At 64.2% G+C, this 16,040-nt stretch carries 17 protein-coding genes and 1 tRNA gene; 17 read left to right on the forward strand and 1 reads right to left on the reverse strand.

Translation table 11 applies throughout. The annotated features are described in order from the left end of the window. Positions 1 to 3 precede the first annotated feature (3 nt). From H9627_RS08140 to pdxS, 11 genes are all read left to right on the forward strand, one after another. A tRNA-Gly gene (locus H9627_RS08140) sits at positions 4 to 76 on the forward strand. 443 nt (positions 77 to 519) lie between these two features. Then, positions 520 to 1,146 carry a copper resistance CopC family protein gene (locus tag H9627_RS08145; RefSeq protein WP_191733516.1) on the forward strand — a complete coding sequence of 209 codons (627 nt, stop codon included), beginning with the start codon at positions 520 to 522 and terminating at the stop codon, positions 1,144 to 1,146. A 12-nt stretch (positions 1,147 to 1,158) separates the two neighbouring features. Beyond that, the gene (locus H9627_RS08150; protein WP_191733517.1) at positions 1,159 to 1,806 is read left to right on the forward strand and encodes a copper chaperone PCu(A)C; all 648 of its coding nucleotides are present in this window, start codon (positions 1,159 to 1,161) and stop codon (positions 1,804 to 1,806) included. Between the two features lie 30 nt (positions 1,807 to 1,836). Next, positions 1,837 to 3,072 (forward strand): Dyp-type peroxidase, encoded by a 1,236-nt coding sequence (locus tag H9627_RS08155; RefSeq protein WP_191733518.1) that lies wholly within the window; start codon positions 1,837 to 1,839, stop codon positions 3,070 to 3,072. Positions 3,073 to 3,224: 152 nt separating this feature from the next. Then, entirely contained in the window at positions 3,225 to 5,324 is a 2,100-nt protein-coding gene (thrS, locus tag H9627_RS08160; protein WP_225213646.1) for a threonine--tRNA ligase, read from the forward strand. Positions 5,325 to 5,442: 118 nt separating this feature from the next. Beyond that, entirely contained in the window at positions 5,443 to 6,003 is a 561-nt protein-coding gene (locus tag H9627_RS08165) for an HIT family protein (RefSeq protein ID WP_225213672.1), read from the forward strand. Beyond that, a complete protein-coding gene (pgsA, locus tag H9627_RS08170) occupies positions 6,003 to 6,689 on the forward strand; it encodes a phosphatidylinositol phosphate synthase (RefSeq protein ID WP_191733520.1) in 687 nt (228 codons plus the stop codon). Before H9627_RS08165 ends, pgsA begins: the two co-directional genes overlap by 1 nt. Before the next feature lie 30 nt (positions 6,690 to 6,719). Further along, positions 6,720 to 7,652, forward strand: a complete 933-nt coding sequence (locus tag H9627_RS08175; protein ID WP_191733521.1) for a phosphatidylinositol mannoside acyltransferase — start codon at positions 6,720 to 6,722, stop codon at positions 7,650 to 7,652. A 4-nt stretch (positions 7,653 to 7,656) separates the two neighbouring features. Then, entirely contained in the window at positions 7,657 to 8,751 is a 1,095-nt protein-coding gene (locus H9627_RS08180; protein WP_191733522.1) for a glycosyltransferase family 4 protein, read from the forward strand. After that, positions 8,751 to 9,215, forward strand: coding sequence for a hypothetical protein (locus H9627_RS08185; RefSeq protein ID WP_191733523.1), 465 nt, complete (start codon positions 8,751 to 8,753; stop codon positions 9,213 to 9,215). The genes H9627_RS08180 and H9627_RS08185 overlap by 1 nt, the downstream gene beginning before the upstream one ends. A gap of 120 nt (positions 9,216 to 9,335) precedes the next feature. Then, entirely contained in the window at positions 9,336 to 10,229 is an 894-nt protein-coding gene (pdxS, locus tag H9627_RS08190) for a pyridoxal 5'-phosphate synthase lyase subunit PdxS (protein ID WP_191733524.1), read from the forward strand. Between the two features lie 75 nt (positions 10,230 to 10,304). On the opposite strand, the gene H9627_RS08195 is transcribed toward pdxS, so the two are convergent. Then, positions 10,305 to 10,781, reverse strand: coding sequence for a DUF3817 domain-containing protein (locus tag H9627_RS08195; RefSeq protein WP_191733525.1), 477 nt, complete (start codon positions 10,779 to 10,781; stop codon positions 10,305 to 10,307). A 131-nt stretch (positions 10,782 to 10,912) separates the two neighbouring features. Between H9627_RS08195 and H9627_RS08200 the strand changes: the two genes are divergently transcribed. The 6 genes from H9627_RS08200 to yajC all read left to right on the forward strand — a co-directional run bounded on the left by H9627_RS08200 (position 10,913) and on the right by yajC (position 15,892). After that, positions 10,913 to 11,779, forward strand: a complete 867-nt coding sequence (locus H9627_RS08200; protein ID WP_191733526.1) for an acyl-CoA thioesterase — start codon at positions 10,913 to 10,915, stop codon at positions 11,777 to 11,779. Between the two features lie 256 nt (positions 11,780 to 12,035). Next, positions 12,036 to 12,791: a YebC/PmpR family DNA-binding transcriptional regulator gene (locus H9627_RS08205; RefSeq protein WP_191733527.1), complete on the forward strand. Its 756-nt coding sequence runs from the start codon at positions 12,036 to 12,038 to the stop codon at positions 12,789 to 12,791. Between the two features lie 114 nt (positions 12,792 to 12,905). Then, positions 12,906 to 13,598, forward strand: a complete 693-nt coding sequence (ruvC, locus tag H9627_RS08210; protein WP_191733528.1) for a crossover junction endodeoxyribonuclease RuvC — start codon at positions 12,906 to 12,908, stop codon at positions 13,596 to 13,598. Between the two features lie 55 nt (positions 13,599 to 13,653). After that, a complete protein-coding gene (ruvA, locus tag H9627_RS08215) occupies positions 13,654 to 14,268 on the forward strand; it encodes a Holliday junction branch migration protein RuvA (RefSeq protein WP_191733529.1) in 615 nt (204 codons plus the stop codon). Positions 14,269 to 14,288: 20 nt separating this feature from the next. Beyond that, entirely contained in the window at positions 14,289 to 15,371 is a 1,083-nt protein-coding gene (ruvB, locus tag H9627_RS08220; RefSeq protein ID WP_191733530.1) for a Holliday junction branch migration DNA helicase RuvB, read from the forward strand. 80 nt (positions 15,372 to 15,451) lie between these two features. Next, positions 15,452 to 15,892: a preprotein translocase subunit YajC gene (gene yajC / locus H9627_RS08225; RefSeq protein ID WP_191733531.1), complete on the forward strand. Its 441-nt coding sequence runs from the start codon at positions 15,452 to 15,454 to the stop codon at positions 15,890 to 15,892. Positions 15,893 to 16,040 lie beyond the last annotated feature (148 nt).

Raw genomic sequence — 16,040 nt, forward strand, 5'->3', positions numbered from 1 at the left:
CATGCGGATGTAGCGCAGTTGGTAGCGCATCACCTTGCCAAGGTGAGGGTCGCGAGTTCGAGTCTCGTCATCCGCTCAATATGAAGGTCATCGTGTTCAACACGGTGGCCTTTTTTCGTTCCCGGACGGTTAAGTACCAAAGTGTGTCTGTGGCTGCCCGCTGACGTGCGTGTCGTCCCCATTGGTGGTTCCCCGCGATTCGACAGGGGCGCCAACTTCATGCGGGAGCCGACCCTTCCGCCGGGGAAGTTGGATATCCGGGGACCATCAGGCCTGCAGGCGGAAACCCGCCCGGGAGTGGCCAACCCCGGCCGCTGGAAGTAGCAGTAGTGCACATCACATAGTTTCATTTCATGCCTCTGAACTGGTTAGACTGTGGATCAACACCGGTTTTCGGCCCTCCGCCCGAGTGTGGCCGGAACTAAACGGGCCCGGTTTTCGACAACTGACCAGACCTGAAAACATCACAGGTCTCCAGCGCACACCCCGCGTGTGGCTCACCCTTTTTGAGAGGACCCTATGGCACAGATTGAGGCAGGCATGATTCAGCGCGCAGGTGGCTGGAACGGATTCCGGTTCAAAAGGTCGGCTGCTGTAGCCATGGCCGGGATGCTTGCTGCTGTACCACTGGCCTTCTCGCCTGTTGCCACAGCCCACGACGTGGTCCTGGGTTCCACCCCGGAGAACGGGGCGGTGGTGGAGGAATTCCCCGACACCATCGAATTGGAGTTCTCCGGCATCCCCCAGGACCTCTTCAATACCGTCGCCCTGAGCAACGCGGATACCGGGGAGATTCTGTTCTCCGGTTCACCTGAGCTCAGCGAGCGGAACCTGGTGATCGATGTCCCCGCGGATGTCGAGACCGGTCCGGGTAACTACGCGGTGGGATTCCAGATCACCTCCTCCGATGGGCATGCCACCAAGGGTTCCATCGCCTTCGAGGTGACTGGTGGGGCAGCGGATACCACCGAGGCATCCGCAGCCGCATCCCCTGAGCCGTCCATGCAGGCGGAGGAACCCCAGGCCACGGAAACCGGGATCGCGGGGCTTGAATCCCCGTGGAACTGGTTGCTCGGGGGCGCGGGTGTGCTGGTCATCGCCGGTGCGATCGTCATGATGATCGCCAAAGGCCGTAACTCTAAGTAGGAGTAGAAATTCATGAAGCTCACCATCAAGAACTCTGTTGTCGGAAGCATCGTTGTCGTGGGTGCCCTGGCGCTCGCCGCGTGTTCACCGGCCAACGAGAATGACTCCACTGAGGCCACCGCTGAGGCCACCACCACGACTGCGACCACCACCGCAACTGCGACCTCCACCACCTCCGCGATGACAACAGCCGCTGCTGATGCAGCTGACGCACCCCTGACCCTGACCGATGGTTTCGTCCGGGCGACCGTCGAGGGCACCCAGATGACCGCCATCTTCGGCACCCTCACCAACACCACCGACGAGGAGATCAACCTCACCGGTTTCACCGCCTCCGTGGATGCTGCGGCCTACGAGATCCATGAGGTGGTCGACGGTGTCATGCGTGAGAAGGAGGGTGGTCTCACCATCGCAGCCGGTGACACCCATGAACTGGCACCGGGACAGGATCACATGATGCTCATGGGTCTGGACACCCCGGTGGAGGCCGGTGACACCGTGGACATCACCCTGATCCTGGGCGATGGCACGGAGATCGAACTGGATCCGGTGCCGGTGCGCACCATCGCCGCTGGTGATGAGAGCTACGGTGAGGACAGCGGACTCATGGGCAACAACGGTATGAATGGCATGAACAACATGGACCAGCCAGCTCAGTAACAGCGCTGTTTCCCGAGGAGATGAATTTTCATGGTCACCCGTAGGGGTTTCCTGACCGGAGCCGGTGTCATCGCCGGCGGTTCGGCCCTGGCCGCCTGCGCACCCGCTGCGCAGACAACCGGGGCCGCCGATGGAACGTCGACAAGCATCGACCAGGTCAACCTGGCCGTCCAGACCGTGCCGTTTGACGGCCGTCATCAGGCGGGTATCGCCACGCCGCATCAGGCGGGGCTCAACCTGGTGGCGTTCACGATCCGGCCCGGTGTGGACCGCGACGGCATCACCCGTCTCATGCGTCTGTGGACGGAGGATGCCCGCCGGCTCTGCGCGGGTCAGACGCCCCTGGGCAGCCTGGAGCCGGAACTGACGGTCAATCCTGCCAACCTGACCATCACGTGTGGTTTCGGCTCCCGCCTGTTCGACATCGCGGGGATCGCGGATCAGCGCCCCGACTGGCTGCATCCCATCCCGGCTTTCCAGCGGGATCAGCTGGATGACAAGTGGGGCGAGGCGGATCTGGTGCTGCAGGTCTGTTCCGATGATCCGGTCACCCTCAGTCACGCCACCCGGCATATGATCCGCGCGGGTGTGGATTATGTGGGCACCCGCTGGTTCCAGAGCGGGTTCCTCAACGCCAACGGCGTGCTAGATAAGAAGGCGACGCCGCGGAACCTGTTCGGTCAGAAGGACGGCACCGTCAATCCCCGCACCGACGAGGAAATCCAGCAAGCAGCCTGGATCGAGGAGGGGCCGGACTGGGCCATCGACGGTTCGGTGATGGTGGTGCGACGCATCGCCATGAACCTGGATACCTGGGAGATCCTCGATCGCACCTCCCGGGAGGTGTCGGTGGGGCGCACACTCGACACCGGCGCGCCGTTGACCGGAACCGACGAGTTCGACGATCCGGATTACACCGCAACCGACTCCTACGGGCTTCCGGTCATCGACCCGGTCAGTCACATGGCCAGGTCGAAGCCGGCCGAGGGACATCCCGAACAGGTCATCCTGCGCCGTCCGTACAACTACGATCTGGAACCGGACCCCACCTCGGAGGAACTGTCGAATGCCGGTCTGGTGTTCATCTGCTTCCAGAAGAACCCGGACCTGCAGTTCACCCCCATCCAGCAACGCCTGGACGAGGCCGACCGTCTCAACCAGTGGATCACCCATATCGGATCCGCGGTCTTCTTCATGCCGCCCGGCACCGATCCCGATGATCCGGGGAAGGATGAGTTCTGGGGAGCCGGACTCCTTCAGGCATAGACGGACACGGTAGGATGATCCACGACAGTTGACCGACCAGGTCACCACCTGCCCGCCGGGGCGCCCACCACGGGTGTCCCGCGGGCAGGTAGGTTTCACCGGGGTCCCCGGTTCAACTGCGCACCTTGACATTAGTGCTCAGGCGGCCAGGTATGCCGCTGGAGCACGTGAGCGCACGAAGGAGCGCAAATTTCGTGAACACCTCCGTAAACATCCACGGTCTCGTGGACTTTGAAGTACCCGCCGGCACCGCCATCGGTCAGGCCATGCGGGAGCTCAACCTGCCGAACAAGGGCGATGACGCCATTGTGTGTGCAAAGGACGCCGACGGGCAGCTCAAGGACCTGTCCCACGTGCCGGAGGAGACTGCAACGTTCACAGCAGTTCCCGCCAACAGCGAGGACGGCCGGGCCGTCATCCGCCACTCGTGCGCTCACGTGCTGGCGCAGGCCGTCCAGGCTGAGTTCCCCGGCACCAAGCTGGGCATCGGGCCTGCCATCGAGAATGGCTTCTACTATGACTTCGACGTCGCGGAACCCTTCACCCCGGAGGATCTCAAGACCATTGAGAAGCGGATGAAGAAGATCATCAAGACCGGCCAGAAATTCGAGCGCCGTGTCTACGAGTCCACCGAGGCGGCAGCCGCGGAACTCGCCGATGAGCCGTACAAGCTGGAACTGATCCAGGACAAGGGCAATGTCGACCCCGATTCCGATGAGGCCACCGAGGTCGGCGCGGGTGAACTGACCGCCTATGACAATGTCAACCCCCGCACCAGCGAGGTCGAGTGGTCTGATCTGTGCCGTGGTCCCCACATCCCGACCACCCGGTACATCCCGGCCTTCACCCTGACCCGATCGTCTGCCGCCTACTGGCGTGGCGATCAGGCCAACGCCGGCCTGCAGCGCATCTACGGCACCGCATGGGAATCCAAGGAGAAGCTCGACGAGTACCAGACCATGCTCGCAGAGGCCGAGAAGCGCGACCACCGTCGCCTGGGCACCGAGCTGGATCTGTTCTCCTTCCCCGATGAGATCGGTTCCGGTCTGCCCGTGTTCCACCCCAACGGTGCCATCGTGCGCCTGGAGATGGAGGAGCACTCCCGCCGCCGCCACATCCAGGCCGGGTACTCCTTCGTGAACACCCCGCACGCGACCAAGTCCGACCTGTTTGAGAAGTCCGGTCACCTCGGCTTCTACAAGGAGGGCATGTTCCCACCGCTGCAACTCGACGCTGAGTACGACGCCGAGGGCAACCAGACCAAGCCGGGCCAGGACTACTACCTCAAGCCCATGAACTGCCCCATGCACAACCTCATCTTCGACTCCCGTGGCCGGTCCTACCGTGAGCTGCCGCTGCGACTGTTCGAGTTCGGCACCGTCTACCGGTATGAGAAGTCCGGTGTGGTCCACGGCCTGACCCGTGCACGTGGCTTCACCCAGGATGACGCCCACATCTACTGCACCAAGGACCAGCTGGAGGAGGAGCTGACCTCCGTGCTGGAGTTCATCATCTCCCTGCTCAAGGATTACGGCCTGGATGACTTCTACCTGGAGCTGTCCACCAAGGATCCAAAGAAATTCGTCGGTGACGATGAGATCTGGGAGCGCTCCACCGAGATCCTGCGGCGCGTGGCCACCAACTCCGGTCTCGAGCTCGTCCCGGACCCGGAGGGCGCTGCCTTCTACGGCCCGAAGATCTCTGTGCAGGCGAAGGACGCCATCGGCCGTACCTGGCAGATGTCCACCGTGCAGCTGGACTTCAACCTGCCTGAGCGCTTCGAGCTGGAGTACACCTCCTCGGATGGTTCCAAGCAGCGTCCGATCATGATCCACCGTGCGCTGTTCGGTTCCATCGAACGTTTCTTCGGTGTCCTCCTGGAGCACTACGCAGGTGCCTTCCCGGCGTGGCTGGCTCCCCATCAGGTCGTCGGCATCCCCGTCGCAGAAGATTTCATCCCGCACCTGGAGAAGGTCGTCGACAAGCTGCGCGCCCGTGGTTTCCGCGCCGAGGTGGACACCTCCGATGACCGCATGCAGAAGAAGATCCGCACGCACACCACCGGCAAGATCCCGTTCATGCTGCTGGCCGGTGGCCGGGACGTGGAGGCCGACGCGGTGAGCTTCCGGTTCCTGGACGGCACGCAGGTCAACGGCGTGCCGGTCGATGAGGCTGTTGAGCTCATCTCCACCTGGATCCGCGAGCGGAACAACGCGCAGCCGAGCGAGGAAACCATTGCAGCCCTCAGGTGACCACCACCCGGGCGCGGAGGACACCACTGACGCCGCAGGCAGCTCCGAGCACCGGGTCTACCTGGACCGCGGTGTGGGCACCCCGGATCGCCTCGAGCGCATCTGGGCCCCCTACCGGATGAGCTACATCAAGACACATCCGCGCAGCAGCGATGCAGCCGGCGCAGAAACTGATCCGGTGAAGCGGGATCCGTTCCTCGAGGTGCCGAAGATGTCGGATGAGGATGGTCTCATCGTGGCCCGGGGTGAGCTGGTGTACTGCGTGCTCAACCTGTACCCCTACAACGCGGGGCACATGATGGTGGTGCCGTTCCGCAAGGAACGCAACCTGGAGGATCTCACCGCGGGGGAGTCCGCGGAGTTGATGCTGTTTGTCCAGACCGCCATCCGGGTGCTCAAGATGGTGTCCAATCCGCATGCGGTCAACGTCGGTCTCAACCTGGGCAAGGCCTCGGGTGGATCGGTGGGGGATCACCTGCACGTGCACATCGTTCCACGCTGGTCGGGTGATTCGAACTTCATGACGATCATCGACGGCACCAAGGTGTTGCCACAGACCCTGCGTCAGACCCGCGCGCTGCTGGCCGGCGCGTGGGGTGAGCTTGACGACGCCCCCGGCGTCACCGACCCGACCCTCACCTCGGCGGTCACCACGGTACCCGGGCCGGAGGTGGGCTGATGCTCGGAGTACACGGACGTAAACCCGCCCAGGTCGTGGTGGAGCCGGTGGCCCGCCTCATGATCAAGCTGGGGGTCACCCCCAACCAGTTGACCGTGGCGAGCGCCTCCCTGACCGTCCTGGTCGCGGTGGTGCTCATCCCCACCGGACATCTGGTGTGGGCCGCGATCCTCACCGGGTTGTTCGCCGCCTTCGACATGATCGACGGCACGGTCGCCAGGATGCAGGGTGGTGGCACCAAGTTCGGTGCCACCCTGGATGCCAGCTGTGACCGGATCACCGATGGCGCACTCTTCGCCGCCATCACCTGGTGGCTCGTGTACTCCTACGATGCGCCGAAATCACTGGTGGCGGTGTCACTGGTGTGTCTGGTGTCCTCCCAGATCATCTCCTACGTCAAGGCCCGCGGTGAGGCCTCCGGTTTCACCATGGACGGTGGTCTGATCGAACGCCCCGAACGGTTGATCATCAGTCTCGTCGGCCTCGGCCTCACCGGTTTCGGTGTTCCACACGCCATCGACGTGGCACTGTGGGTCCTTGCCATAGGTAGCGTGTTCACCATCCTGCAGCGCCTGGTCATCGCGGGCAGGTCACCCCAGGCGGGTGAACGCATCAAGGCACCGCGTGGCGCGCGCGCCGAATACAGCGATGTCACCGGTGATCCGTCCCCGGAGAGCCAGCACTGACACCCCCAACCAGCCAAGGAGAAACGGCGAATGAGCATGCGTGAGGTGCTGCGTGATGTCCTGCGTGGGGAGAATCTCTCCGCTCTCGGGTACCTCGCCGGTTGGCGGTTGGTCAGGGTGCTTCCCCTCCCGGTGGCCCGGAGACTGTTTGATGCCGGCGCGGATCTGGCCAGCCGCCGGGGCACAGGCATGCCCATGCTGCGGGCCAACCTCGCCCGCGTGGTGGGCGCGGACAACGTCACCGATCAGCTCATCCGGGAGGCCACCCGCAGCTACGCGCGGTACTGGATGGAGGCCTTCCGCCTGCCGTCGATCGCCGGGGATCCGGATCTGTCCCGCGTCCTCATAGAGGGGCTGGTCGGGCGGGAACACCTGGATGCCTCCCTCGAGAGTGGGCGTGGGGTCATCCTCACCCTTCCGCACACGGGCAACTGGGACATGGCAGGGGTGCTTCTGGTGGCCTACCACGGGCAGTTCACCACGGTGGCTGAACGCGTGCGGCCGGAAGCACTCTTCAACGCCTTCGTGGAGTTCCGTGAATCGCTGGGTTTCGAGGTCATTCCCCACACCGGGGGCGACACCCCGCCGTATGAGCGGCTGAAGGCCGTCCTGGAATCCGGGGGTGTGGTGTGTCTGCTGGGGGAGAGGGATCTCCGGCACACCGGGGTGCGTACCACCTTCTTCGGGGAGGAGACCTCCATGCCCGCAGGCCCGGCCCGCCTGGCGATGGAGACCGGCGCCTGCCTGCACGTGGTGCATTCCTGGTTCGAGGGCGAGCAGTGGGGTGTCAGTGTCTCCCCGGAGCTCGAGGTGGATACCCTGTCCGGTACCGTCCAGCGCATCGCGAATCTCTTCGCCACCAACATCCAGGAACACCCGGCTGACTGGCACATGCTGCAACCGCTGTGGTTCTCCGACCTGGATCCGGGTCGCGGTCCCAACGGTCCCCGAGCGGAGGACTAGCCCTATGCGCATCGGTATCGTGTGCCCCTATTCCTTCGATGAACCAGGTGGGGTTCAAGCACACATCCTTGATCTAGCCCGGGAGTTTATCGCCCAGGGTCATGAGGTCCGGGTGCTCGGTCCGTGTAGCGCGGACACCGAGATCCCTGATTTCGTGGTGCGTGGCGGACGCAGCGTCCCGGTGCCCTACAACGGCTCGGTGGCCCGTCTGAGTTTCGGTCCCCGGATGATGCGGATCACCCGCCGGTTCATCCGTGAGGGCAACTTCGATATCCTCCACATCCACGAACCCAATTCGCCGAGTTATTCCATGTTCGCACTGTTCATGGCGGAGGGGCCTATCGTGGCCACCTATCATGCGTCGAGTGCCTCCTCCCGCCTCCTGCATCTGGCCCTGCCGGTACTGCGGCCCCAGCTGGAGAAGATCCGTGCGGGGATCGCCGTCTCGGAGATGGCCCGCCGGTGGCAGGTGGAGCAGATGGGCGGCGATCCGGTCCTGATCCCCAACGGGGTGGACACCTCGCTGTTCGCCCGTGCGCGCCGGACTGATACCACGGCGGATGAACCCCCGGAGATCGTCTTCCTGGGCCGCATCGACGAATCCCGCAAGGGCCTGGACATCCTCCTGCGGGCCCTGGCGCGCCTGGACCGGGAGGTCCGCTGCACCGTCATCGGCGGTGGTGCCCGGCGTGAGGTGCCCGGTGTGGATTTCGTGGGGCGTGTCAGCGATGCGGACAAGGCCGAGATCCTCGGCCGGGCCGATATCTACGTGGCCCCCAACACCGGCGGGGAGAGCTTCGGCATCGTGCTGGTCGAGGCCATGGCCGCCGGCTGCGCGGTGGTGGCCAGCGACCTGGAGGCCTTTTCCCTGGTGGTCGATTCCGAGTCCGACACCCCCGCCGGCCTGTTGTTCCAGACCGGTTCGGACCGGGACCTCGCGGAGAAACTACGTGCGCTTATCGACGCCCCGACCACCCGGGCGGCACTCGTCGCAGCGGGGCAGCGGCGTGCTGCCCACTACGACTGGTCGACTGTCGCCGACCGCATCATGACGGTCTATGAGACAGTGTCCAGCGGGGAGAAGGTGCGTCTGCGGTGATGACCATCGTCTATCTCCTCATCGCGGTGCTGATCACCGCGGTGGTGCTGTGGGCCTACAGCACGGCCCAGCGACTCAACCGACTGCACATCCGGACAGATTCCGCCCGGCAGGCACTCGGAGCGGCCCTCGACCGTCGCGCGGCGCTGGTCGGTGCCCTGATCCCGGCGGCGGCCGACGCGGCGCGCCGGGCCGAGTTTATCCCGCTGATCTACTCCTGTTTTGATGACCGGGCGCGTGCGGAGCGCACCATCTCCGAGGTGATCCTGGCGCAACCCACCCCCATTCCCGAGGCGCTGGTGGATGCCGCCGCGCGGGTGGAACTGGCGCACCGCTTCTACAATGACGCGGTGACCGATACCCGGAACCTCCGCACCCGCGTCACGGTTAGAACCCTGCGTCTCGGGGGGCTGGCTCCGCTACCGGAGTACTTCGAGCTGGTCGACACCGACATCGTCGAATGATGTGATCTTAGGTGTGTGAAATTAAACGGGGTGGCCTTTCACACCTCGGTTAGACGAGCGTTTAATATGAGCTGGGTAGAATACCGAATGCTTTACAGATACCAGGAGGCAATAGCCATCGTGTCAGCACCAACTACCAACGCCGCTCCGCGGGCCAAGACCGGTTACGCCGATAAGTTCAAGGGTGGCGTCATCATGGACGTGGTCAACCCTGAGCAGGCCCGCATCGCCGAGGATGCCGGCGCTGTCGCCGTCATGGCTCTGGAGCGTGTGCCCGCCGACATCCGCGCACAGGGTGGCGTGTCCCGCATGTCCGATCCGGACATGATCGACGGCATCCTCGAGGCCGTTGACATCCCGGTCATGGCCAAGGCCCGCATCGGCCACTTCGTGGAGGCACAGGTCCTGCAGGCACTCGGCGTCCACTTCGTCGACGAGTCCGAGGTGCTCAGCCCGGCCGATTACACCAACCACATCGACAAGTTCGCCTTCGAGGTCCCCTTCGTCTGTGGTGCCACCAACCTGGGTGAGGCCCTGCGCCGCGTCAACGAGGGTGCTGCCATGATCCGCTCCAAGGGTGAGGCCGGCACCGGTGATGTCTCCAACGCCATCACCCACATGCGCACCATCCGCGCGGAGATCAAGCGCCTGACCTCCATGGCCGAGGATGAGCTCTACGTCGCAGCCAAGGAACTCCAGGCACCGTACGAGCTCGTCGTCCAGGTCGCCCGCGAGGGTAAGCTCCCCGTCCCGCTGCTCACCGCCGGTGGCATCGCCACCCCCGCCGATGCAGCCATGATGATGCAGCTCGGTGCGGACGGCGTGTTCGTCGGCTCCGGCATCTTCAAGTCCGGCAACCCGGAGCAGCGCGCCCGTGCCATCGTGGCCGCCACCCAGAACTACAACGACCCGGACACCATCGCCCGTGTCTCCCGTGGTCTCGGTGAGGCCATGGTCGGCATCAACGTTGATGACCTCCCGGTCTCCCACCGCCTCGCTGAGCGCGGTTGGTAATCGGTGATCGTCACTAGATGATCAATGCCCTGCGAGGACTCCTCGCAGGGCATTTTCTCGTTCGTGCTCCGGAATCTAGTTCACAGACTCGACAATCGCGTCCGGATCATAGGGCTGGCCCATCGTCAGCAGCAGGGTGAAGACGATGGCGACGAGCACGAGGATGATGAGGATCGAGCGCACCGGGTGGCGCACCAGCTGCGCGAGAACCTTATCGGGGAGCGTGGTCGGCTGCTCCTGGGGAGAGGTGAAACGCCATCCCTGATCCAGGATGCCCTTCCGATCCGCCCACAGGGTGAAGGGGAGGGCGGCCCAGGGGATGATCGAGACGAGCAGACCCACCGCGCCCTGCGCGAAGGTCCACCGGTTGTTCCCCCACACGGTCACCGTGATGACGGCGAAACACAGGAAGCCGAAGCCGTGGATCCCGCCGGCGATGGGGGTCACGGCATCCGTGATTCCGCTGTACTTGAGGATCATCCCTAAGATGAGGAAGGTCCAGGTGAACATCTCCAGCCAGGCGGCGGCCCGGTGCAACATTTTCGGTGACATGGCCCTAACCGTAATCCAATGCCCGCCCTGATACCGCACCCGCACCTGGCCCCGTACTACTCTGTGTGAGTAACCTCACCGCACCAACCTCACCGCCTTGTCAGAAGATGCGAAAGAAAGTGGAGTCGACGTTGAAGTCAATCGAATACATCCTGGGACTGGAGGAGATCGACCGCGATATCTACCGGGGGCCGGTGGTGGAGTCCGCTCTCTCCCGCACCTTCGGGGGACAGGTGGCCGCCCAGACACTCGTGGCGGCCACCCGGACGGTCGATCAGGAATTCGCCGTGCATTCGCTCCACGGTTATTTCCTCCGGGCGGGCAAATCCGACCGCCCCACCGTGTTCATCGTCGACCGGATGCGCGATGGTCGAAGCTTCAGCTCCCGCATGGTGCGCGCGATCCAGGACGGGGAGACCATCTTCAGCATGCAGGCCAGTTTCCACCGCCGCGGTGATGAGGGAATTGAGCACGCCGACAGCATGCGGGACATCCCCGGACCCGACGAGATCGAGCACTACACCGATCACATGGCCACCAGCTCCCGCAGGCTCCTCGAGGAATGGTCCGACTGGGATATCCGGGTCGTGCCCCCGACCGCCTATGAACACAACCCGCACACCGCCACCGAGCAGGTGGTCTGGTTGCGTTCCAGGGCCGAGCTGCCCGACGATCCGACATTCCATGTGTGCACCCTGGCCTACATGTCGGATATGACCCTGCTGCCAGGTTCCCTCGCCCCACACCCCGGGGCCAAGGTGCAGATGGCCTCGCTGGATCACGCCATGTGGTTCCTGCGTCCCTTCCGCGCGGATGAATGGCTGCTCTATGATCAGCGCTCCCCGTCGGCGGGCAGTGGCCGGGCCCTGACCCATGGCAGGCTCTTCAATCAGCAGGGTGATCTCGTGGCCATTGTCAATCAGGAGGGGTTGACCCGGACTTTGCGTGACGGGGCCAGGGCACTGCCCATCGAGGACCTCGATCCCAACGAGGGATAGGTGGTGGGGGCGGGGGTCTTTTCGTCGATAAGCACCCGCCGAGAACCGGTACGGTGACAGATATCGGTGGGGTTACGGCTGGCGCGGGCCGCCACCACGTATAATCGGGGAGGTTCCAACTACCACCCCCACGTCCAGGGGCGTTGACCGAACCCGCTCCCCGTTGTTTTCCCGGGTCGAGCCGGGCGTGTGATGTCAACGGCCATTCCGGGAACCCCCGGTGGACGATGGCGGGACGAACGACGAAAGGGAGCATATGGCTGGCCACTCCAAATGGGCAACTACCAAGCACAAGAAGGCCGCGAACGATGCCAAGCGTGGCAAGGAGTTCGCCAAGCTGGTCAAGAACATCGAGGTTGCAGCCCGCATGGGCGGCGGAGATCCCTCCGCCAACCCGACCCTCGATGACATGATCAAGAAGGCCAAGAAGGCATCGGTGCCCAACGACAACATCGAACGCGCCCGCAAGCGCGGATCGGGTGAAGAGGCCGGTGGCGCCGACTGGGTTCCCATCATGTACGAGGGTTACGGCCCCAACGGTGTCGCCGTGCTCATCGAATGCCTCACCGACAACCGCAACCGCGCGGCCACCGAGGTGCGCACCGCCATGTCGAAGAACGGCGGCAACCTGGGTGAAACCGGTTCCGTGTCCTACATGTTCACCCGCACCGGCATCATCCAGGTGAAGAAGGGCGAGCTGACCGAGGATGACGTGCTCATGGCCGTCCTCGAGGCCGGCGCCGAGGAGGTCAACGACCTGGGTGAGGTTTTCGAGATCACCTGCGAGCCGACCGACCTGGAGGCCGTCAAGGCCGCGCTTGTCGACGCCGACATCGAGATTGAGGACGCCGACTCCGATTTCCGTGCCTCCGTCGAGGTTCCCCTCGATGCCGAAGGTGCCCGCAAGATCTTCCGCCTCGTGGACGCCCTTGAGGAGTCCGATGATGTGCAGAATGTCTACACCAACATCACCCTGAGTGATGAGGTCCTCGCGGAGCTCGAGAACGACTAGCAGCCCGCCGGACACCGCCCCTCACCCCGCCAACCACCACCGTGGATGGCGGGGTGATCGCAATTATGTGCTAAAAATTAAGAGATAGCTATCCACGTCGGAACGGGTGTACAGATGAATCATGAGGGTCTGCGGGTGATGGGCATTGACCCAGGCCTGACCCGCTGTGGTCTGTCCGTTGTACAGGCGGGACGGGGGCGCACCGTCTACCCGGTCTCCGTCGGGGTGGTCCGGACCCCCTCTGATGCGGAACTCGCGGAACGGTTGCTGCGGCTCAGTCAGGCTGTGGGGGAATGGATGGATGATTACACCCCGGACGTGATCGCCATTGAACGTATCTTCGAGCGTGGCAACGTCTCCACCGTCATGAATACCGCCCATGCCGTGGGGGTGCTCATCCTCGCGGCCGCTGAACGGGGACTTCCGGTCCACATGTACACCCCCAGTGAGGTGAAGAAGGCGATCTCGGGCAACGGCCGGGCGGATAAGAAACAGATGACCGTCATGATCACCCGGATCCTCGGGCTGGCCGAGGCACCGAAACCCGCCGACGCTGCCGATGCCCTGGCACTGGCGGTGTGTCACTGCTGGCGCGCGCCACTGCTCATGCGCACCAAGATGACCACCTCCGACCTGGAACACCGACGCCGCCAGAACCAGGGCAGGCTGGGGAAGGCGAAGTCAACCCTGAACGCCACCCTCAACGCGAAGAACCATGCCCAGATGCCGGAGGCTTCCGGGGAGGCACGGGCCCGCGCCGGGCATCCCAGCCAGTTTGAACGACCCGACCGGGCCGACCCCCGGTGAGTCATCACCGTCCAGACCATCGTGTATGCCTTTTTAACATCTCAGGAGAAACCTCATGATCGCCTCATTGCGCGGAACCGTCATCAGCATCGGGCTGGGGACGGCGGTCATTGAATGCCAGGGGGTCGGCTATGAAGTGACCACCACCCCCAACACCCTCGCCCGCCTGCAGCGTGGCGAGGAGGCCACCCTGCTGACCACCATGGTCGTGCGCGAGGATGCCATGAAACTCTACGGGTTCATCGATGACCAGTCCCGGGAGATGTTCGCACTGCTCCAGACCGTCACCGGCCTGGGGCCGCGACTGGCGCTGGCCTGCGAATCCGTGCTCACCCCCCTCGAGATCACCCAGGCGATCGCCGGTGGTGACGCCAAAACCCTCCAGCGTGTCCCGGGTGTGGGCAAACGGATGGCCGACCGTCTCATCGTGGAGCTGAAGGACAAGGTGGCGGCCTACACCGCGGGCGTGGTCGATGACGGCGCCTCCACGTCGCCCACCCAGGGTGTTGCCCCGGTCGTGGTGGTGGATCAGGTGACCCAGGCACTGACCGGGCTGGGCTTCACCGAGAAGCAGGCTGATGACGCGGTGGCCGCCGTCCTGTCCGCTGATCCCGGTCTGGATACCTCGGCGGCGCTGCGTGCCGCCCTGGCTAAACTCGGCGGGAAATAGGGAAGAGGGGCGAGTGCTGAATGGGTGACGTGGAACGCACCGAATTTGAGATCCCGGGGGGCATCCCCCCGCGGAGAACCGGACGGGATCCGGAGACCAGTGTGGACGCCAACGTCCAGCCGGACGATGTGGAGGCCGAGGTCACCCTCCGTCCGAGATCCCTTGATGAGTTCATCGGCCAGCCGAAGGTCCGCAACCAGCTGAGCCTCGTGCTCACCGGGGCCAAGAGACGTGGAGTGGTGCCGGACCATGTCCTGCTCTCCGGCCCTCCCGGGCTGGGTAAGACCACCATGGCGATGATCATCGCCCAGGAACTGGGCACCAGCCTGCGGATGACCTCCGGTCCCGCCCTGGAACGCGCAGGCGATCTCGCCGCCATGCTGTCCAACCTCATGGAGGGCGATGTCCTCTTCATCGATGAGATCCACCGCATCGCCCGTCCCGCCGAGGAGATGCTCTACATGGCGATGGAGGATTTCCGCATCGACGTGATCGTGGGCAAGGGCCCCGGCGCCACCTCCATCCCCCTGGAGATCCCACCGTTCACCCTGGTGGGTGCCACCACCCGCTCCGGAATGCTCACCGGTCCGCTGCGTGACCGTTTCGGTTTCACGGCCCAGATGGAATTCTATGATGTCGACGACCTCACCCGCGTGGTGAAGCGAACGGCGAAGATCCTGGAAGTGGGCATCGACGCCGATGCGGCGGTCGAGATCGCCTCACGGTCACGGGGCACACCACGTATCGCCAACCGGTTGCTGCGACGGGTCCGTGACTTTGCGGAGGTGCACGCCGATGGCCACATCACCCTCGGTGCCGCCAACGCCGCGCTGATCGTCTTCGACGTCGACGAGCTGGGCCTCGACCGGCTCGACAGGGCGGTTCTCGACGCCCTCATCCGCGGACACGGAGGCGGCCCCGTCGGTGTGAACACCCTCGCGGTGGCAGTCGGTGAGGAACCCGCAACCGTCGAGGAGGTGTGCGAACCCTATCTGGTGCGTGCCGGGATGATCGCCCGGACCGGCCGGGGCCGGGTGGCAACCGCCTCCGCCTGGCGCCACCTCGGCCTGGAACCACCCGAGGGGACAATCGGGGACTACTAGGACAAACCCACGTGCCCGCGACCAGGTGGTGACTGTTCCGGGTAGCGATGACGTGGGGCATTCTGGCACACTCACTGATTATGGATATTCTTCTACTACTGTTCCTTCTGGTCATCCTCGCACTGCCGACCATCCTCATGAGTCGTCGTCAGCGTTCGAAGATGGCCGAGATCCAGAAACTGCAGAATGCTCTCCAGCCGGGTGACAGGGTGGTCACCACCGCCGGACTGCACGCCATCGTGATCTCGGTATCGGAGGAACTGGTGGATCTGGAGATCGCCCCAGGCGTGGTGACCTCCTGGGAGAAAATGTCCGTGGTGCGTGTGGTGGCACCGGCGGCAGGCAGCACCCCAGCCGTCGGCCCGGTAGACAACACCTCCACCAATCCCTTCGGCCAGGGTGCCTGGGACCCCTCCTACGAGCAGAATGACGGTCCCGACACCTACCGGGAGAACCACCCGGAGAATTTCCGCGACAATGACGGTGACGATCGCCCATCCGGCACCCCGGAGACCCGCTGATCCACCACACCGCGCCCCCGTGCTGACAACCCTGCACAGGGGTTTTCGTTTTTCTCATCGGTAGCATAGTTGACGGGCATTCCGGGCGTGGGGGAGTGTTACGGGGGCCGGGGTGCCCAACTTCACCGGGGCACACCCGGGTAAAGTC

The organism is Corynebacterium gallinarum (genome assembly GCF_014837045.1).
Classification (GTDB): domain Bacteria; phylum Actinomycetota; class Actinomycetes; order Mycobacteriales; family Mycobacteriaceae; genus Corynebacterium; species Corynebacterium gallinarum.